This is a genomic window from Clostridium sp. FP2, assembly GCF_011065955.2.
In the GTDB taxonomy this organism is placed as follows: domain Bacteria; phylum Bacillota; class Clostridia; order Clostridiales; family Clostridiaceae; genus Clostridium_AD; species Clostridium_AD tagluense.
In genome coordinates this window covers 5144843-5164152 of sequence record NZ_JAAMNI020000001.1, presented here as the reverse complement: position 1 = coordinate 5164152, position 19310 = coordinate 5144843, and the positions used below count along the sequence as shown (strand labels likewise).

Below are 19310 nucleotides of genomic sequence, written 5' to 3'. Positions count from 1 at the left end.
GATTGCAAGAGTAAGGTAGAAAGGAGACTTTATGAAAAAGTTTAAGAAAGACTTAATTGCATTGAGTTTTATGATATCTATTGCAATTTCTATTATTTTTTATAAACTTTTAAATAATGGAGATGGAAATATAAATAGTTTAGTAACAAATTTAGATGGAACAATACCATTTCTTAAAATATTTATACTGCCATATATAACTTGGTATGCTTATATTGCTATAGGTTTAATATATTTATGTATGAAAAATCGTAAAAATTATTATATTTCTTTGATTAGTTTAAATATTGGAATAGCCATATGTTATATTATCTATGCTGTTTTTCAAACTACAGTACCTAGGCCAATAGTTACTAATTTGGATATATTATCTAAATTAGTAACTATAATATATAAATATGATAATCCATTTAACTGCTTTCCAAGTATGCATGTTACAACAACTTATATTCTAATGAAAGGCATTAATCATACTAAAAATAGTACAATTGTAAGCTTAATTTTTAATATAATAGGGATACTTATAATTATATCTACCCAATTTGTTAAGCAACATGTGATACTAGATTTGGTATTTGCTATACTATTAAGTGAAGTAATATTTAGATTTACAAATAATGCTAAAAGAGAGTATATTGCTACAATGAAAAATAGACTATCTTCAATTTGGATTATAAAAAGAAAATTAAAAAATCCTTCTTAAGTGAAGGATTTCTTAATTTATAGGCAATTATAATAATATTGGAGGAAAAACAATAATGATGTATAATTAGAGAGTATATTTAAGTTGTGTAATTTATTTAACAGATATAGAAATATTAAGCACTTATATCAGCATAATGTATTATATATAATAAGTTCAATACAATATAAGGAGATAAATATGGAAATTAAAAAGATAAGTGAAATAAAAAAAGGTGATAGAGTTGAAGGCTTTTTCGTTATAAAATCTGTAGATATTAAGGTTTCCAATAATAGTAATACAAATAAATATTTTGATTTTAACTTAGGAGATGCTACAGGCGATATAAATGCAAAACTTTGGGAATGTAATGAAGAATTAGAAAATACATTCAAACAAAATATTTTAGTGAAAGTAAAAGGTACTGTAAATGAGTGGAGAGGAAAACTTCAATTAAAAATAGAAATGATAAGGCTGGCAGAGGAAAAAGATGAAGTTAAAATTGGTGATTATGTTGCAGTGGCACCATATCCACCAGAAAAAATGTATGATGATATTTTAAATTATCTATCTAAAATTAAAAATACAGATATTCAAAATATAGTTACAAATATTTTAAGTGATAATGAAGAAAAGCTAATGCATTATCCAGCAGCTAAGTCTAATCATCATGCTGTAAGGGCGGGACTTTTATATCATACAACCACTATGCTTAAGGCAGGGGAAAAATTAAGTGAGATTTATACTTTTCTAAATACGGATTTACTATATGCAGGTATAATACTTCATGATATTGGTAAAATATATGAAATGAATGCTAGTGAACTTGGGATTGTATCTGAATATACAATAGAAGGCCAACTTATAGGACATATAGTTCAAGGAATTAAAATGATAGAAACAGCAAGTATCCAGGTTAAAGCAGACAAAGAGGTATCCATGTTATTACAACATATGGTGCTAGCTCATCATTATGAAGCGGAATATGGAAGTCCTAAAAAACCTATGATACCGGAAGCTGAGATGCTACATCATTTAGATATAATGGATGCAAGAATGTATGATATGAATAAGGCATTAACTGATACAGAGCAAGGTAAATTTTCAGAAAGAATATGGTCCCTAGATAATATAAGTATTTATAAGAGTTTTATAAATAAATAAGAAATGTTTAGGTAAAGGTGATAGGAATGAAGGGAATAATAGATAGATTTGAAGGAAACTATGCAGTAGTAGAGCTGCAGGGCGGAAAAACAATTAATATAGATAAAAGAAAATTACCAATAGAAGCCCAGGAAGGTACGGTTATAGAGATATCAGAAAGTATAACTATTGATAATGAAGAAACTTTGAAAAGAAAAAAAGAAATAGAAAAATTAACAGAGGGTTTATGGGATGAGTAATATGGATTTGCAATGAAAATACACGAACTATTATTAAAAATAAATTATAAATATTCGCATTTTATGTTGACTGAGACACCTAGCTCTGATACTATTAAGTGGGTAAAGAAACACTTATAATTGTTATTTGCCCGAAATTAATACAGTAGAGATAACGATTTATAATTGTTATCTACCACAGAGTAATACAGGAGGATATGTGAAATGAAAAATTTTTACGATGTAGTTATTGTAGGAGCCGGACCTGCGGGAATATTTACGGCACTAGAAATTACAAATAAAAAACCTGAACTTAGTGTACTTATAGTTGATAAGGGAAGAAGTATAGAGAAAAGAAAATGTCCGGCGAGAGCTAATGGAAAATGTGTTAAATGTAATCCTTGTGGGATAACATTTGGATGGTCAGGTGCTGGAGCTTTTTCAGATGGTAAACTTTCTTTAAGCCCAGAGGTGGGTGGAAGACTTCTTGAATATTATTCTGAAGATGAATCAAAAAAATTAATAAAGTATTGTGATGACATTTATATAAAATTTGGAGCAAATGAAAAAATATATGGACTCAATAGTGATAAGGTTGAAGAGGTTAAATACGAAGCAAGTAAACATAATATTCGTCTTGTTGAATGCCCAGTAAGGCATTTAGGAACAGAACTTGCCTATGAAGTTTTAAAATCTATGTACCATCATTTAATAGATAATACAAATACAGAATTTATAGAACTTAGTGAAGTGGAAGAAATATTAATAGAAGATAATAAGGCCACTGGGATATTGTTAAAAAATAAAGACGGTGTGGCTCGCGTTGATGCAAAATATGTTGTAGCAGCACCAGGTAGAGGTGGGGCGGAATGGATTTCAAATGAAGCCAAAAAACATAATATTGTTGTTACTAATAATGCAGTAGATATTGGACTTCGCGTAGAGGTACCTAATTCTGTTATGGATCATTTAACTAAGGATTTATATGAAGCAAAACTAGTATATTATTCTGATACATTTGACAGTAAGGTTAGAACCTTTTGTATGAACCCAGGTGGAGTAGTGTCAGCAGAATATTATGATGATAATAAAATAGCAGTTGTAAATGGTCATAGCTATTCAGATCAAAAGCTAAGAACAACTAATACCAATTTTGCAATGCTTGTATCTACTACTTTTACGGAGCCTTTTGATCAACCTATTTCTTATGGGAAATATATAGCTCAGCTAGGTAATATGTTAACTGGCGGAGGCATAATGGTTCAAAGACTGGGAGATTTATTAAAAGGAAGAAGAACAGATTATGACAGATTGGCTAAATCAACTACTGTGCCTACTTTAAAATCAGCAGTACCAGGAGATCTAAGCTTTGTATTGCCACAAAGGCATTTAACTTCTATAGTAGAAGCATTAAAGGCTTTTGATAAGATAGCACCAGGTTTATATAGTAAAAATACACTACTCTATGGAGTGGAAGTAAAGTTCTATTCTAGTAAGATTAGCACAAATGATAAATTTGAAACATCTATTAGCAATTTGTACACCATAGGTGATGGAGCAGGAATAACTAGAGGACTAATGCAAGCATCAACAACCGGTGTAGTTGTAGCTAGAGACATAGCTAAAAAGGAAGACTAATAGTATTTAAACTAAATAATTGGTTATATCAATATTAAAAGTGTATAATTTAAAAGGTATGTAAACATATGAGACAATAGAATTTTTTAAATACATTAATTGTGAAATTTTATTGCGAAATGAAAGAAAGCGAGGAATTTATATGTCAGCATTTATTATTTTAGGGGCCCAATGGGGAGACGAAGGTAAAGGTAAGATGACGGATTATCTAGCTGAGGGAGCTGATGTGGTTGTCAGATTCCAAGGCGGAAATAATGCAGGTCATACTGTAGTCGTAGGAGAAAAAGAATATAAGCTCCACTTAATACCATCAGGAATATTATATAAAGATAAATTGAATGTAATAGGTAATGGAGTGGTTGTAGACCCAGAAGCACTATTTACAGAAATTGACTACTTAGAAGCGCTAGGTGAGAACATAACTCCAGAAAGATTAATGATTAGTGATAGATCACAGGTTATAATGCCATACCATAAAGAGTTAGATAGCCTATATGAAATAGCTAGAGGTAAAAATGATATAGGAACTACAAAAAAAGGTATAGGCCCTTGTTACACTGACAAGTTTGAAAGAAGTGGAATTAGAGTTTGTGATTTAATGAAAAAAGATGTTTTCAAGGAAAAACTTAAAACTAGTTTATCAATGAAGAATGATATAATAACAAAAGTTTTGGGTGGAAAAGCACTAGATTTTGATACAATATATACACAATACTTAGAGTATGCAGAAAGAATGAGACCTTTTGTAAAAGATATATCAGTAAAAGTTTTTGACGCAATAAAATCAGGAAAAAATGTTTTATTTGAAGGAGCACAAGGAACACTACTTGATATAGATTATGGTTCATATCCTTTTGTAACTTCTTCTAACACTATTGCAGGAGGCGTTTGCACTGGGGCTGGAATAGGACCTACTATGATAACAAATGCTGTAGGAATAGCGAAAGCTTATACTACAAGAGTAGGAAAAGGACCATTTCCAACAGAACTTGATAATGAAGTTGGAGAATGGATTCGAGAAAAGGGATTTGAATTTGGTGTAACAACAGGCAGAGCAAGAAGATGTGGATGGCTTGACCTTGTTATACTAAAAACTGCAGCAAGAATTTCAGGACTTACTAGCTTTGCTGTAACTAAAATAGATACGCTAGCAGGACTTGAAAAAATTAAAATTTGTGTAGGTTATGAATTCGAAGGAAGTGTTATAGATTACTTCCCAGCAAGTCTTGAGGATTTAGCTAAATGCGTTCCAGTATATGAAGAATTTGAAGGTTGGGACGAAGGTATAGCAGAGGCAAGAAGTTATGATGAGCTTCCAGCAAATGCTAAAATATACATAAAGAGAATTGAAGAATTTACAGGAGTTAAAGTTTCAATAGTATCAGTAGGACCAAAAAGAGATCAAACAATGGTATTAACTGAAATATAGAAAATAGACATACCTATTGTAAAGATAATTTTTGCAATAGGTATGTCTTATATATTATAGGGAATTATAATATTGTGGAGATGATCTAAGGTATACAAGTATATACTAAAGATTAAAAAAGTGCGTACTTGTAAAATAGAAGCATATGCAATAGAATGAGAATGATAATTAAAGTTAAATAAATATTTTTATTTATTTGCTAGTTAAATTCTGATATAATTATTTAAAATTAAAAAAAAGCGAGGTAGATACTATGATAATAACTAAGGATATGACAATAGGTGAAGTTGTAAGACAAAAACCAGAATCAGTTGAAGTACTAATGGGATTTGGAATGGGTTGTGTAGGATGTCCTTCAGCACAAGCTGAAACAATAGAAGAAGCAGCAATGGTTCATGGTCTTGATTTAGAAGCATTAATGGCTAAATTAAACGCATAAAAAAACAAAGACACTTAGCAAACGCTAAGTGCCTTTTTTTATTTTTTTATCTTTTTAATCGATAGGATTACAGGTATAGTAATTATAGTAGCTATTATAGCCTCTGGAACGCCGTTTATTACAGCTATACCATAAATGGTCTTGGCAGCAATAGAAGGATCTATGCCCTTAGAAACGGCAAATTTAGCTGCATATAAAATATATATCATAGTAAGAACACCAAAGGTGTTAGTTAAAGAACCAATAACAGTAGCTAGACCAATTTTTAGGCTATCTTTTTTAATAAAGCTTAGGTTATAAACATAGTAAGAAGTAAAGCCAATAAGAACTCTTGGCAATACGGATACTAGCGGATTTATAAAAGCAAAAGATAGTATATTTGGAGCCATAATATTTTGCATAATGCTAAAAATTCCAAATATTAATCCGATAGTCATTCCAACCATAGGTCCACCTATTATAGATCCAATAATAACAGGAATATGCATGATAGTAGCTTTTGCACCAGGCAGTGGAATAAAACCATATCCAGTTAATCCAAGTACGACGCAAATAGCTGACAGCATACCGATAGTTGTAAGTTGATTTGTTTTTATTCTTCTCTTTTGAATAGAATTATTGATCATATTTTACCTCCGCTCTTATTCCATAAGGATATAAGTCGATTATATTGATAATCCTTATATATAGTTCAGTTTCACAATGAATACTGACAATAGTATTTTATCACTTTTTTCATAAAAATTACATAGATGAAAACAATTTCATAAAACTCTGAATATTCTAAAACAAAGCCTTGCTAAGGCTTGTTTCAATGCATTCTGCGCAACATAGGCTTTTGTTAGCAAAATATAAGAAAAAATAAATTCTAAAGCGTTATTATTAATTTACATTAGTGGCTGTAAATATGATGTAAATTTTGTCCTTAAAATCAACAAATTATTAAAAATATAAAACTTTGTGTAAACATTAGAGCGTTAATGTTTACCGTATTAGTTTAGTTTGATATGATTTTAAGTATGAACAAAATTAAGAGGCATAAAAATTAATAGTTATTGTGCCAAATATAAAATACAGGAGGCATAGTATGAGCGGGAGTCCAATGGTTTCAGATAGAAATTACAACATTCATTATTATGAAGTAGATATTCATAAAAGAGCTTTAATTACAAGTATTATAGATTATCTTGGTGATATGGCAATGTACCAAAGTGAAATTTTAGGTGTTGGGATAGAGCATCTTAAAGAGAATCACATGGCGTGGGTTTTATATAAATGGGACATAACAATGGAGTCATATCCACTTTTAAACGAAACTATAAAAGTAAAAACTTTTGCATATTCATTTAGAAAATTTTATGCCTATAGAAAGCATGAAATTATTGATATAGAAGGAAATACAATAGGATATGCGACTTCTGTGTGGATTTTAATAAATACAGATAGAAGACGTCCAATAAGAATTACAGAAGAGATGTATGGGGCCTATGGTATAGATGATAGCAATAATACCTCTATAGAAATTGAGGATATAAAACCAATAAATACAGTGGATAGTGAGAAAAGTTTCCAAGTGAGATATAGTGATATTGATACAAATATGCATGTGAATAATGTTAATTATGTTGCTTGGGCTTTAGAAACGGTGCCTGGGGATGTGATACTAAATTGTGAATTAAAGAATATTAAGGTAACCTACGAAAAAGAAACAATATATGGGGAAACTATAAAGGTAAGCACAGAGGTTATAAGAGAAGAAAATAAAACAATATGTAGGCATAAAATCATAAATGAAGAGGGTACTCAGCTCACACTATTAGAAAGTACTTGGATTTAAAGGGTTTTTTCTTAGGTTATGCTGTAACGAAAAGTATATGTTGCTAGGAATGCTTTCACTTCGCCAAGTAATTCTAAAATTTATTTTATTTATAGATGCTAAAAATCACAAACTCGCTATCGCTCAAACATGTGATTTTCGGTGCGCATCTATAAATAAAATAAATTAAGAATTACTAAGGCTTGTTCAGAAGCATTCTGCGCAACATATACTTTTGTTAGCATAATCTAAGAAAAAAATGAAAAAAATATAAGTCATTATTGTTTCCTAGGTGATTAAATTCACTTTAATACTATCTTTCCAATGTCCTGGGAAATAATGTATTAAAGTGCATAAAATAACCTCCACGAATTTTATATTTTGTTAGTTATTATTAAACTTCTAGAATTTTATTGTCTATTTCATGCTTAAGCCTTGAAATAAATTCACTTAAAGAAGCTGTTCCCTCATCGCCATCTTTTCTACTTCTTATAGATATATTGCCTTCTTGTTGCTCTTTTTCTCCTATAACTAAAATATATGGAACTCTCTCATTTCTTGCTTCGCGAATTTTATAACCAATCTTTTCTACCCTACCATCAAATTCTACTCTGATATTATTTTCATTAAGGCTGGTTGCCACATCTTTTGCATAATCAGCAAATTTTTCTGAAATAGGTAATACTTTTACCTGTACAGGTGCAATCCAAGTTGGGAATTTACCTGCAAAATGTTCTATTAATACTCCAATAAATCTCTCTAAACTTCCAAAGATTACTCTGTGTATTACTATTGGTCTATGCTTTTCACCATCACTGCCAATATAATTCAAATCGAATCTTTGAGGAAGCTGGAAATCTAATTGTATAGTTCCACACTGCCAACTTCTACCTATACTATCTTCTAAGTGAAAATCGATCTTTGGACCATAAAACGCTCCATCACCCTCATTTATCTTATATTGTATATTCATCTCGTTTAATGCTGTAGCAAGTGAGCTTTCTGCTATTTGCCACTCCTCATCGCTTCCCATAGAATTTTCTGGCCTTGTTGAAAGTTCAACATTATATTTAAATCCAAACCTTGAGTAAACTTCATCTATAAGTCTGATAACGCCTTTTATTTCTTCTTTTATTTGTTGTGGAAGCATAAATATATGAGCATCATCCTGAGTGAAGGCTCTTGCTCTCATAAGTCCCTGTATGGCACCAGATAACTCATGCCTGTGCACTTTGCCAAGCTCTCCTACCCTTATAGGTAAATCTCTATATGAATGAGGTTCTGACTTATAAACAAGCATGCCTCCAGGGCAGTTCATTGGCTTAATTGCAAACTCTTCTTCATCAATATTAACTGTGTACATATTTTCTTTAAAGTGCTGCCAATGTCCTGAAGTTTCCCAAAGTTTTCTGTTTAAGATTAATGGAGTTTCAATTTCTACGTATCCAGATTTTTTATGAAGACCTCTCCAATACTCAATTAAATTATTCTTTAAAACAACACCATTTGGTAGGAAAAATGGAAATCCTGGTCCTTCCTCCATAAATGCAAATAATTTAAGTTCCCTTCCTAGCTTTTTATGATCTCTTTTTTTTGCTTCTTCAAGCATATTAATATAAGCTTCTAATTCACTTTTTTTAGTAAATACTGTTCCATATATTCTTTGGAGCATCTTATTGTTATCGTCACCTCGAAAGTAGGCGCCTGCAACAGATAAAAGCTTAAATGCTTTAATATATGAAGTGGCTGGAACATGTGGACCTGCACAAAGATCAACAAATTCCCCTTGTCTATAGAAGGATATAATCTCTCCCGCTGGTAGATTTTCAATTAATTCAGCTTTATAGGGTTCTTCTTTTTCCAGCATAAGCTTTATAGCTTCTTCCCTTGAAAGCACAAATCTTTCAAGATTTAAACTTTCTTTAACTATCTTCTCCATTTCCTTCTCTATTTTTTCTAGAATTTCTGGAGTAAGTGTTTCTTCTAAGTCAAAATCATAGTAAAACCCATTGTCAATTGCGGGACCAATAGCAAGCTTAACATTTGGATATAACCTTTTTACTGCTTGAGAAAGCACATGAGCTGCAGTATGTCTTAATGCTAATCTTCCTTCGATATCCTCAAATGTTAAGATTTCTAGGTCGCAATCACAATTTATTTCAGTCATAAGTTCTGCAGCTTTACCATTGATTTTTGCAATCAAAGCCTTTTTAGCTAGTGCTGGACTAATTTTCATAGCAACATCATAAACCTTTTTACCTTGTTCAATTTGAATAACATTTCCATCCTTTAACATAATATTTAACATAAATATTTCCTCCTCCTAATATAAATAAATTAATAAAAACAAAAAAACTCGCCCCTAAAAAAGGGACGAGTATACTCGCGATTCCACCCAAATTATAGCAATCCACAAAAATGTGCAACACTATCACTCGATACCTTTAACGCTGGTTTGCGGAGATACTTACTAAAATTCAGTATTCAACTCAGAGGTGGTTTTCAATAATACTTGCCTTAGAAACCTTTCAGCCGATGGATTTCTATCTCTGTTAGAACAGTAGATTATTTACTCGTCCTCTTCAATGCTTTATGATATAAAATTAATAAAAACAAAAAAACTCGTCCCTAAAAAAGGGACGAGTATACTCGCGATTCCACCCAAATTACAGTAATGCACAAAAAATGTGTAACACTATCACTCGATACCTTTAACGCTGGTTTGCGGAGATACTTACTAAAATTCAGTACTCAACTCAGAGGTGGTTTTCAATAATACTTGCCTTAGAAACCTTTCAGCCGATGGATTTCTATCTCTGTTAGAACAGTAAATTATTTACTTTTCCTCTTCATAGTCTTTACTTTGTTGCAATTATATACCTATTGTATTTTAATGTCAATATGTATTTAAAGTATTTTTTCTTATATTATACTTTTGTTAGCACAATATAAGAAAAAATTCTTAGTCATCAATAGAATAATTCACTACTTGGAGGCACTTCTTCCTGCAATGGCACCAGAACTCCATGCCCATTGAAGATTGAAACCGCCACAGTTACCATCTACATCTAATACTTCACCCGCGAGGAATAGATTGGTAGCAATATTGGATTCTAGAGTTTGGGAGTTAACTTCTTTTGTGTTAATTCCCCCAGCAGTTACCTGAGCATTGGAGAAAGAATTAGTGCCTGAAACTTCAAATTCCCATTGTTTTAAAAGTGTATAAATAGCACTTTTTTCTTTGAAATCAAGATCGCAACAAGGCTTATGAATATCTTCTATTTTTGCCTCTTTTAAAATTATCGGGATGACTTTCTTGTTAATTACTCCAATAAAAGAATCGTGTACGCCTCGACTTTCAAATACTGACCAATGGTTTCCTAAAAATTCCTTTAAATTTTCAGAAGAAATAGTTGGTAACATATCAATTTTTAAAGAAACTTTGTTATTTTTAGATAAACTATAAGACACAGTTCTGCTAAGCTGAAGGATTGGAGGTCCTGAAATACCATAGTCAGTGAAAAGTATCTCTCCAAATTCCTTTTGGACACATTCGCCATTTATAAATATTTCTGCATAACCGTCGAATTTAACTCCAGATAATGCCTTTAATCTATTGTAGTTTAATTTAAGCTGCACAAGGGCTGGCATTGGCGGTATTATACTGTGCCCTAATTGTTTAGCTAGTATGTATCCAGAACCGTCAGAACCTGTCTTAGGGGCAGATTTACCGCCAGTGGCAATAATTAACTTTTCACATTCATATGTAGTGTTGTCTGCAGTGAAAATTTTAAAGCCATTATTATTTTTAATAATCTCTTTAGCTTTTGTGTTTGTATATATAGGAATATGCTTTTCTTCTATTGCAAAGCGTAGTATATCAATGACTGATGATGCTTGCATTGACATAGGAAACATTTTACCACCCTCTAAAGTTACTAAAGGTATACCTAAAGAGGCAAAAAAATCTATAGTATCCACTACGTTAAAAGAATCTAGTGTATGACTTGCAAAATCTGGATTTTCGCTGTGATAGCAAGTTCCATTTATGTTCGCATTACTGATATTGCATCTTCCATTACCGGTGGTTAATATTTTTTTGCCTATTCGATCGGTTCCTTCAATTATTGCTACATCTAGTCCAGAATCTTTTGCTATTATTGCAGAGGTTAAACCAGCGGCACCTCCGCCAACTATTATAAGAGAATGTTTCAAGAAAATCTCTCCCTTCGAGAAAAAAATATATTTGTAGTATAAAGTATGATATCTATGATTTTACCCTAAAACGGCGACCTTTAATATTAATTTTTATTTTATGTTATAAGAATTTTTAGAATTACTTAGAAGTGGAATAGGTATTTGTAATTATGGACTATATTTTTTTGTTTAACAAACTGTTGAATTTACTGGGCTTGTGTATTATATAAAAAAATAAATAAATAAAAATAAGAAAACATGTTGACACTTCGGGAAAAATGCTTTATTATAGTTTATGTTGGGTTGCGAGACGGAAGCACATGATAAATAAAGTAACAGTTTAGTATGGCTCCTTGGTCAAGCGGTTAAGACACCACCCTTTCACGGTGGTAACAGGGGTTCAATTCCCCTAGGAGTCACCAATAAAACATATATGGGAGCATAGCTCAGCTGGGAGAGCATCTGCCTTACAAGCAGAGGGTCACAGGTTCGAACCCTGTTGTTCCCACCATATATGGCCCAGTGGCTCAGTTGGTTAGAGTGCCGCCCTGTCACGGCGGAGGTCGACGGTTCGAGTCCGTTCTGGGTCGCCAATCCTTGCTAGCATGGCTCAACGGTAGAGCAGCTGACTTGTAATCAGCAGGTTGTAGGTTCGATTCCTATTGCTAGCTCCAAAAAAGTACTAAACATTTGTTTAGTACTTTTTTTATTTTTTGGGAAATTACGTGTAACAATAAATGCGAAAGTTTGACTATAATCTTTATTTATATATTTCATTATGGTAATCTATTAGAAAAATTACTTAAATACAATGATTTTAATAAAAGAATATTATTGACAATTTTAGGTTGAATGCTTATGGTGTACTAGAGATAAAATTGTAAAAGAAACCATAATACATGAATTTAAGGAGGACTCTATGTTAAAGAATAAAAAAGTTATATTTTTTGATATGGGCAATACACTTTTACACTTTCATATTGGAAAATCAGATGAAGAGAAGGATGAGATAGGATTAAAGCTTTTAACTAAATACTTGAAAGAATTTAATTATAGAATAACTGTGAATGAAGTAAAAACAGAGTTTTACGACAAATGGAATGAAGTTCTAGACCTTAGAAAAGACACGTTAATTGAATATGAAGTAGATAAATTTTTAAATAGATTTTTAAAAGAATACAATGTAAATCTCAATCATGAGCAATGTATCAAAGCCATAGATATATTTTATTCACAATATAGAAAACATATTTTTGTTGAAGAAGGTGTTTGTGAGTTATTATGTAAAATTAGATCAAAAGGATATAAGATAGGGATTATATCTAATTCTTGCCGATACGATGAAGTTATGATTAATTGTTTTAAAGAAGCTAATATTGATTGTTTTATAGATAATTATACTTTCAGTTATTATTTTAAAATTTGCAAACCTAGATTAGAGATATTTAAAAAGGCTTTAGACGAAATGAATATACATCCTAAAGATGCTGTTATGATAGGAGACAATCTTAAGGCAGACATTAAGCCAGCATTAGCATTAGGAATGACAGGAATTTGGTTAAATAAAAATCTTAAAGAAAATAATACAAATGTTTTACCACATATGGAAATATCAAGTTTGATGGAGTTAAATGAATATATATAAATATGCTAATGCGTATGAAATTGCCAACAGAATTATTGAATAACTTACTATAAGTGGTATAATAAGTATTGCAAAAATGTTATAGGTCAAAACTAAAAAACATTAAAAACAAGGGGGACAAAAATGCATAAAACAAACAAAAAAATTCTCAGTATGGTTGTTGGGGTACTTATGTTAATTAATCTTATTAGTACCATTTCACCGAAAACCGTTAATGCGGAGGTAGCAAGCGATGGGGTAAAGATTACAATTCTAGGAACGTCAGATATTCATGGAAGATATATGCCATGGGATTACTCAATGGATGCACAAAGTATGGCAGGTAGTTTGACGCAAATCTATACAAAAGTCAAATCAATTCGTAATGAAAATCCAAACACAATTTTAGTAGACGCTGGAGATTTAATTCAAGACAATTCTGCTGAACTTTTTAATAATTCGCCAAAGCACCCAGCTATGGTTGCATTGAATGAAATGGGTTACGATGTATGGAATATGGGTAATCATGAGTTTAACTTTGGACTTGATGTGCTCAGCACTGTAACTAAGCAGTTTAATGGAAAGGTTATCTCAGGAAATATATATAAAGAAGATGGAAGCAGATTTGCTCCTGCATATACAATTATTGAAAAAGAAGGGGTTAAGATTGCATTAATTGGAATGGATACTCCATTAATTACTCAGTTTGAAGCGGGAACTGATCATCTTAAAGGACTTAAAGTAGTGAATCCCATAGATGAAACTAAAAAGGTGATTAATGAACTAAAAGGCAAAGTTGATGCTATGGTAGGAATTATGCATATGGGTATTGATAATGAAAACAATATTGCAGGTACTGGTGTACGAGATATTGCAAATGCTTGTCCAGAGTTAACAGCTATTGTATCGGGACACATGCATAAGCTTGTTAAACAAGAAACCATAAATGGAGTATTAATTACTGAACCTAATAAATATGGATCAGCTTTATCAAAAATAGATTTATCATTTAAGAAAGTAAATGGAAAAATTGAATTAGAGAAAAAATCTAGTGACGCTATAGTGATTGATAGTAGTGTTCAATCAGATAAGGGACTTGAAAAGTCGCTTGAACTATATCACAATGTTGCTCGCGCAGATGCAAATACAATTGTTGGGCAGTTGAAGGGAATAGATCTTGTTCCAGCAAATGAAATAAATGGAATACCTCAGGTACAAATACAGCAAACACCGCTAGTAGATTTCTTTCAAGCAGTTATGCTTTACTATAGTAAAGCGGATGTAGTAGGAATGCAAATTGATAATGATAAAGCAAAGCTTAATGTTGGACCAATAAAGAAAAAGGATATTTCATATAATTATCAGTATGCAGGTGGAGAAGTAACGGTTTTTGAATTAACAGGTAAAGATTTAAAGGGGTATATGGAGTGGTCCGCTGCCTACTTTAACTCAACTAGTCCTGGAGATGTTACTGTAAGTTTTAATAGTAATAGGCGTGCATCAAAATATAGTACAAATGATATGTTTGGTGGAGTTAAATATGAAATAGATCTTACGAAGCAAGAAGGAAGCAGAATAGTAAATTTAAGACATATGAATGGAACTACAATAAAAAGTGATGAAGTTCTGAAGCTTGGCATGAATGATTATAGAATGCAGGCATTAATAGGAAAAGGTGGAGTCTTTGAAGGAAAAACCTTTAAGAAGCTTTGGAGTTCAACAGATAAAACTGCTTTTGGTGAGGAACAAGGAACAATAAGAAATCTTGCAATTAAATATATAAAAGAAGTTAAAAAGGGTATTATAACATCAAGTATTCAAGATAATTGGAGGATAATAGGTGTTGACACAACTTCATTAGAAAGAAAAGATATAGTTAAACTTGTAAATTCAGGAATACTTGAAGTAGCAAAAACAGCTGATGGAAAATATACAAATATAGCATCAATAAATATTAAGGATGCTACACCTTTGGATGAAATAAGTGACCTATGCAAGAAGGCAAATATAGAGCCAGGAAAATTTACTGCTGGAACTCGTAAGGGTGAATTCTACCATAAGTTAAATGCAATTATGAATCCTGAGCTGGTGGTAGTTAAGCCAGAAACAGCAGTATCAGTAAAGGAAAAAGCAAGTAAAAAATACGGGGTAGTAACTTCATATGCTCTTAACGTTAGAAGTGGAGCTTCAGCGAAGTCTGAGGTTATTGGATATCTTGCTAAAGGGGAAAAACTTGAGGTGCTCGGAATGACAAACAAGTGGGTTAAAATCTCTTATAAAGGTAAAGTAGGATATGTTTATAGCTCATATGTTAAACTTTAAATCATAGAAATGAGGAAGGATATGGTTTGCAAAGCTTCATTAAAGAAAATCAATGATAAAAGAATTATGGTTGTAAATTAAAATTGATAGGAAGAACCACTAAATGGACACCAACTCCATTTAGTGGTTATTTTTATTTACTCAAATTCTTCTTTATTCTTATATCATCACAAAAGAATTTGCAAGCGGTAAAATTGCCAAGTAATCTAGAGGTTATTCTTTCAGAATAGGTATTTAATAAATTTTCAAGAGTTAAATTAGTGGATACTAGCATTTTCTTTTGTTTTAATAACTTCGTGTTAAGTAAATTAAACATTTCCATTTTAGTAAAATCTGAAATTTGCTCAGTACCCAAATCATCTATAATAAGTAAGTCACAATTTATTAGTAATTCCTCTAAAGAGCTGTCACCATTAAACCGAACTTCTTTTAAACCCTTTATTAATTCTTCCGCAGTCCTATATACTACAAAAAAGCCTTTGTCCATTAATTCCTTTGTAATGCAGTGAGACAGAAAAGTTTTTCCTGTGCCAGGACCTCCGTAGAATAATAAATTTTCATCAGAGTCGTTGAAATTTTTTAAAAAGTTCATAGACGTAGATAAAATCTTTTCCATGTTCTTTTTTGGAGATCCTGATGCATGTTCACTTTTTCTAGAAGGATAGTAATCCATTTTAAAATTATCGAAATTATGAGTTTTTAGCATGCCGCGCAGTTCTGAACCAGTGTAATAAACATCTATAACCTTTTGTTTAAAACAGGAGCATTTAGTAGTTCCGATAAAACCTGTATCGCGACATTTATTACATCTATAATGTAAATTCAAGTATTCCATATCAAAACCATTAGAAACTAATAGTTCAGATTTCTTCACCCTTAAATCTACTATTTTTTCTCTTAGATCATGTAAATATTCATCTCTATTGTGGATGCTTTTCAAGGCACTAATGGATAATTCTATACAAAGCTTACCTATTTTGCGGTCTAATTCAATAATTTCAGGGTGAGTTTTTTCTATGTGAGTTTTTCTTTTTCTAAAGTCACTCTCTTCTTCTTCTCTTACTCTATCATATAGTGCCAATATTTTAGTTTGATACCCTTTAATCATTCTTATCCCATCCTAGTAATTTTTTTTCTAGTTCATCAAAGTCATAGGCTCTTTGTTCATAATCATTAAAACTTCCTTTGGCAGGTTTTCCGCCAGCAGTAACATTTTTAGTAGTAACTAATCTTTTTTTATCTTTTTTCTCAATATCTTCTAGTGATTTTATACCATCTTTAAACCAACTATTTAGAATTCCATCAATATATTTAAAATCAGCTCTACTCAGTCTATCAAAACAGATATCGCAAGCTTTAAATATTACTTCTAGGGAAAATTTATAGACATTTACCCATTTATCTAATATTTGTTCTTGAGGCTTCATTATTTCAGGGGCTTTTATTCCTAAGTAATTTAATATTTTCCTAATATTTATCCATTTATCTTCATGTTTCTTTATATAAGATTGGGCATCTTCAATATTTTTAATATTGGCATCATGCCATGCAATTGCAATGGTTTCAATATACCTATAGTCAACTTTACCTTTTGATACACAATATTGAATTAACAGAAGTATTAGCTCAGGAGCGAAACTGTAATCCTTTTGCCAACTTAGGTACATAGTCATTTCTTTTGGTGAAAGAGGTTTGGCTAGTAACTTTTCAATATCTTGAAGCATACCTTTTATAGAAGAATTGGCTAATTCTTCAAGCAGATTTATATTTTGAATATTTTCATCAGGAACATCTAGTAAATCTAAGAATTCAATATTAAAATTACCCATATTATCAATGGGAGTCATTTTAATTGTATTCTCGTCATTCCAATAGTTCCAAGCATTAACAACATCAGTCTCTAGGAGCCCAAGGGTATTTGCTATAACTGAAGATGTAGCACCTATTTCTCCAGATGCACAATATTTCAGTCCAAGAAGGTAAACTTTAACGAATTCTCCCCTAGCTCTAGGCATAAACTTATCTATAAAAATATTACTCACAGGAGTATATTTATAATTTTCATTTTTAAACATGAAAGTGCTCATAAAGTCACTACCTTTCTTTTATAGTATAGAAGTATGATCTTAAATAAAAAAGCTACAATTAATTTATATGATGTACCTTATAAATTATGTTTAATAGTACAGTCTATAAAAAATTTATTATACAACTTATAGTATACCATATAGTTAAACATAGAAATTAAAAAAATATATTTCAATGATGTTTAAAATTAGCCATATAGGGCATATTAAGTAAGTGTCATAGGAGGTATAAAATTGAATATTATAAGACGAAACAAAATGAATATAAGTGTTATAGTAATAACACTTATGATTACAGCTACTACTATTTATTTTAATGTTTATAGGTTTAAAGGTTATAAGGTTTCTATAGGGAAAAGTACCATAACCTATGTGAAAAGTAAAAAAGAATTTAATAAAACATATAAACAATTACAAAGTGAAATAGAGTCTAAACATAGAAATGTGATTATAAAAAAAGATTTCACTTTAGATAAGACAAAGGTAGAAGATGTTGATATGTTTATAAGCGGGGATAACCTTAAGAAGGTAATGTTAAAAAAATTTGGCATAGTAGCAGATGGATTTCTAATGAAATCAGATAATAGAAAAATAGCATATGTTGCATCCGAAAATCAAGGAAAAGAAATTTTGAATTCTGTAAAGGACTATTACTCTAAAGAAGCAAAGTTAAATAGTATTAAAAAAACAGACATAGTAAATAAAATTAAATATGAATCTGTTGTGGTTAAATTAGGAAATTTATATGAAAACTCTGAAATTGTGAGTGAATTAATAAAGTATAACACTAGAGCACAAATACCCTTTATAACTGTCAAGGTAGTAGGTAATACAAGCAAAGAACAAGCTATATACCCAACTACAATTATAACGGCCTCTAGCACACTAACGAATGGGGTTACCAAGATTAAGTGTGAAGGTAAAGAGGGAATTAAAAAGGTTACTACTGAGATAATAGCCCTTAATAATAAGACTGTGTCTGAAAAGGTTTTGAAATCGGAAATCATAACACCTGCCAAAAACAAAGAGATATACGTTGGAAATTATAAACCCGTAATAGTTGGACTTACCAATATGAATAGTCCATCAAGAGGGAGCATAAGTTCAAACTTTGGTATGCGCTGGGGGAAAATGCATAAAGGCGTTGATATAGCAGCGAATTTTGGTGCGGCAATAAGTGCTGTATTAGATGGTACCGTTGCTTATGCAGCTTGGCAAGATGGTTATGGTAATGTAATAAAAATTAATCATGGAGGAGGAATAGAGACTACCTATGCACATTGTAGTGCTATTAATGTTAAAAAGGGTGAAGTTGTAAAACTGGGCGATAAAATAGGAGAAGTAGGAAGTACCGGTAATAGTACTGGACCTCATCTACATTTTGAGGTAAGAGAAAATGGTGAACCTAAAAATCCTCAAAAATATATAAAGTAAAAATAAATATATGAATAAAAATATGTTAAAAGTAAAAAATATATAATAAAGGAGTGATTTTATGCCATATAAAGAAATGAAGTCGCCAGCAAAAGAAAAAGATAATAAACCTAAAAAGCCAGAGACTATTGAAGATTCTGATATGCAGAAGAAAAAACGTAAGTCAGCAATAAAATTTGAAGAATAAATAAAGTACGCAATGGATTTAAGATATTTTTAATAAAAAGAGCTATCATGCTCTTTTTATTTTTAAAGAAGAA

At 31.1% G+C, this 19310-nt stretch carries 16 protein-coding genes, 4 tRNA genes and 2 other annotated features; of the genes, 15 read left to right on the top strand and 5 right to left on the bottom strand.

Annotated features, from left to right (window positions below; all coding sequences use genetic code 11):
- The first annotated feature begins 31 nt into the window (after positions 1-31).
- The 6 genes from G9F71_RS24490 to G9F71_RS24465 all read left to right on the top strand — a co-directional run bounded on the left by G9F71_RS24490 (position 32) and on the right by G9F71_RS24465 (position 5570).
- Complete coding sequence (locus tag G9F71_RS24490; protein WP_164949275.1) at positions 32-703, top strand: phosphatase PAP2 family protein; 672 nt, start codon at positions 32-34, stop codon at positions 701-703.
- Between the two features lie 180 nt (positions 704-883).
- Positions 884-1846, top strand: a complete 963-nt coding sequence (locus tag G9F71_RS24485) for a 3'-5' exoribonuclease YhaM family protein (RefSeq protein WP_124998789.1) — start codon at positions 884-886, stop codon at positions 1844-1846.
- A 26-nt stretch (positions 1847-1872) separates the two neighbouring features.
- On the top strand, positions 1873-2085 hold the full coding sequence (locus G9F71_RS24480; RefSeq protein ID WP_164949276.1) for a DUF3006 domain-containing protein: 213 nt from the start codon (positions 1873-1875) through the stop codon (positions 2083-2085).
- Positions 2086-2289: 204 nt separating this feature from the next.
- Positions 2290-3702 carry an NAD(P)/FAD-dependent oxidoreductase gene (locus tag G9F71_RS24475; RefSeq protein WP_164949277.1) on the top strand — a complete coding sequence of 471 codons (1413 nt, stop codon included), beginning with the start codon at positions 2290-2292 and terminating at the stop codon, positions 3700-3702.
- A gap of 142 nt (positions 3703-3844) precedes the next feature.
- Positions 3845-5131: an adenylosuccinate synthase gene (locus G9F71_RS24470; RefSeq protein WP_164945951.1), complete on the top strand. Its 1287-nt coding sequence runs from the start codon at positions 3845-3847 to the stop codon at positions 5129-5131.
- Positions 5132-5387: 256 nt separating this feature from the next.
- The gene (locus G9F71_RS24465) at positions 5388-5570 is read left to right on the top strand and encodes a DUF1858 domain-containing protein (protein WP_124998866.1); all 183 of its coding nucleotides are present in this window, start codon (positions 5388-5390) and stop codon (positions 5568-5570) included.
- Positions 5571-5608: 38 nt separating this feature from the next.
- Here G9F71_RS24465 and G9F71_RS24460 read toward each other — a convergent pair whose 3' ends face one another.
- The gene (locus tag G9F71_RS24460) at positions 5609-6196 is read right to left on the bottom strand and encodes an ECF transporter S component (protein WP_124998780.1); all 588 of its coding nucleotides are present in this window, start codon (positions 6194-6196) and stop codon (positions 5609-5611) included.
- A 461-nt stretch (positions 6197-6657) separates the two neighbouring features.
- Between G9F71_RS24460 and G9F71_RS24455 the strand changes: the two genes are divergently transcribed.
- Positions 6658-7407 (top strand): acyl-[acyl-carrier-protein] thioesterase, encoded by a 750-nt coding sequence (locus G9F71_RS24455; RefSeq protein WP_164949278.1) that lies wholly within the window; start codon positions 6658-6660, stop codon positions 7405-7407.
- A 373-nt stretch (positions 7408-7780) separates the two neighbouring features.
- Here the strand turns inward: G9F71_RS24455 and thrS are convergent, their stop codons facing one another.
- Positions 7781-9694 carry a threonine--tRNA ligase gene (thrS, locus tag G9F71_RS24450; RefSeq protein ID WP_164949279.1) on the bottom strand — a complete coding sequence of 638 codons (1914 nt, stop codon included), beginning with the start codon at positions 9692-9694 and terminating at the stop codon, positions 7781-7783.
- Between the two features lie 58 nt (positions 9695-9752).
- Positions 9753-9981 (bottom strand) — a binding site (T-box leader).
- Between the two features lie 37 nt (positions 9982-10018).
- Positions 10019-10248, bottom strand: a binding site (T-box leader).
- Between the two features lie 123 nt (positions 10249-10371).
- Complete coding sequence (locus G9F71_RS24445) at positions 10372-11601, bottom strand: NAD(P)/FAD-dependent oxidoreductase (RefSeq protein WP_164949280.1); 1230 nt, start codon at positions 11599-11601, stop codon at positions 10372-10374.
- A 329-nt stretch (positions 11602-11930) separates the two neighbouring features.
- On the opposite strand from G9F71_RS24445, the gene G9F71_RS24440 reads away from it, so the two are divergent.
- The 6 genes from G9F71_RS24440 (at position 11931) to G9F71_RS24415 (ending at position 15529) form a co-directional block, all read left to right on the top strand.
- Positions 11931-12005 (top strand) — tRNA-Glu (locus G9F71_RS24440).
- 13 nt (positions 12006-12018) lie between these two features.
- Positions 12019-12094, top strand: a tRNA-Val gene (locus G9F71_RS24435).
- 5 nt (positions 12095-12099) lie between these two features.
- Positions 12100-12176, top strand: a tRNA-Asp gene (locus G9F71_RS24430).
- A 6-nt stretch (positions 12177-12182) separates the two neighbouring features.
- Positions 12183-12257, top strand: a tRNA-Thr gene (locus G9F71_RS24425).
- Positions 12258-12502: 245 nt separating this feature from the next.
- Positions 12503-13228, top strand: coding sequence for an HAD family hydrolase (locus G9F71_RS24420; protein ID WP_164949281.1), 726 nt, complete (start codon positions 12503-12505; stop codon positions 13226-13228).
- 123 nt (positions 13229-13351) lie between these two features.
- Complete coding sequence (locus G9F71_RS24415) at positions 13352-15529, top strand: 5'-nucleotidase C-terminal domain-containing protein (RefSeq protein ID WP_164949282.1); 2178 nt, start codon at positions 13352-13354, stop codon at positions 15527-15529.
- A gap of 133 nt (positions 15530-15662) precedes the next feature.
- Here G9F71_RS24415 and G9F71_RS24410 read toward each other — a convergent pair whose 3' ends face one another.
- Together G9F71_RS24410 and G9F71_RS24405 are read right to left on the bottom strand one after the other, a co-directional pair.
- Complete coding sequence (locus G9F71_RS24410) at positions 15663-16637, bottom strand: ATP-binding protein (RefSeq protein ID WP_164949283.1); 975 nt, start codon at positions 16635-16637, stop codon at positions 15663-15665.
- Entirely contained in the window at positions 16630-17616 is a 987-nt protein-coding gene (locus G9F71_RS24405) for a DnaD domain protein (protein WP_164949284.1), read from the bottom strand. Before G9F71_RS24405 ends, G9F71_RS24410 begins: the two co-directional genes overlap by 8 nt.
- A 234-nt stretch (positions 17617-17850) precedes the next feature.
- On the opposite strand from G9F71_RS24405, the gene G9F71_RS24400 reads away from it, so the two are divergent.
- The gene (locus G9F71_RS24400; RefSeq protein ID WP_164949285.1) at positions 17851-19050 is read left to right on the top strand and encodes a M23 family metallopeptidase; all 1200 of its coding nucleotides are present in this window, start codon (positions 17851-17853) and stop codon (positions 19048-19050) included.
- 61 nt (positions 19051-19111) lie between these two features.
- Entirely contained in the window at positions 19112-19237 is a 126-nt protein-coding gene (locus tag G9F71_RS27445) for a hypothetical protein (RefSeq protein ID WP_258880989.1), read from the top strand.
- Positions 19238-19310 lie beyond the last annotated feature (73 nt).

Coding starts and splice junctions, on each gene's coding strand:
- G9F71_RS24485 (WP_124998789.1), top strand. CDS start 884: ATGGAAATTAAAAAGATAAGTGAAATAAAAAAAGGTGATAGAGTTGAA.
- thrS (WP_164949279.1), bottom strand. CDS start 9,694: ATGTTAAATATTATGTTAAAGGATGGAAATGTTATTCAAATTGAACAA.
- G9F71_RS24420 (WP_164949281.1), top strand. CDS start 12,503: ATGTTAAAGAATAAAAAAGTTATATTTTTTGATATGGGCAATACACTT.
- G9F71_RS24475 (WP_164949277.1), top strand. CDS start 2,290: ATGAAAAATTTTTACGATGTAGTTATTGTAGGAGCCGGACCTGCGGGA.
- G9F71_RS24410 (WP_164949283.1), bottom strand. CDS start 16,637: ATGATTAAAGGGTATCAAACTAAAATATTGGCACTATATGATAGAGTA.
- G9F71_RS24405 (WP_164949284.1), bottom strand. CDS start 17,616: ATGAGCACTTTCATGTTTAAAAATGAAAATTATAAATATACTCCTGTG.
- G9F71_RS24415 (WP_164949282.1), top strand. CDS start 13,352: ATGCATAAAACAAACAAAAAAATTCTCAGTATGGTTGTTGGGGTACTT.
- G9F71_RS24470 (WP_164945951.1), top strand. CDS start 3,845: ATGTCAGCATTTATTATTTTAGGGGCCCAATGGGGAGACGAAGGTAAA.
- G9F71_RS24455 (WP_164949278.1), top strand. CDS start 6,658: ATGAGCGGGAGTCCAATGGTTTCAGATAGAAATTACAACATTCATTAT.
- G9F71_RS24480 (WP_164949276.1), top strand. CDS start 1,873: ATGAAGGGAATAATAGATAGATTTGAAGGAAACTATGCAGTAGTAGAG.
- G9F71_RS24460 (WP_124998780.1), bottom strand. CDS start 6,196: ATGATCAATAATTCTATTCAAAAGAGAAGAATAAAAACAAATCAACTT.
- G9F71_RS24490 (WP_164949275.1), top strand. CDS start 32: ATGAAAAAGTTTAAGAAAGACTTAATTGCATTGAGTTTTATGATATCT.
- G9F71_RS27445 (WP_258880989.1), top strand. CDS start 19,112: ATGCCATATAAAGAAATGAAGTCGCCAGCAAAAGAAAAAGATAATAAA.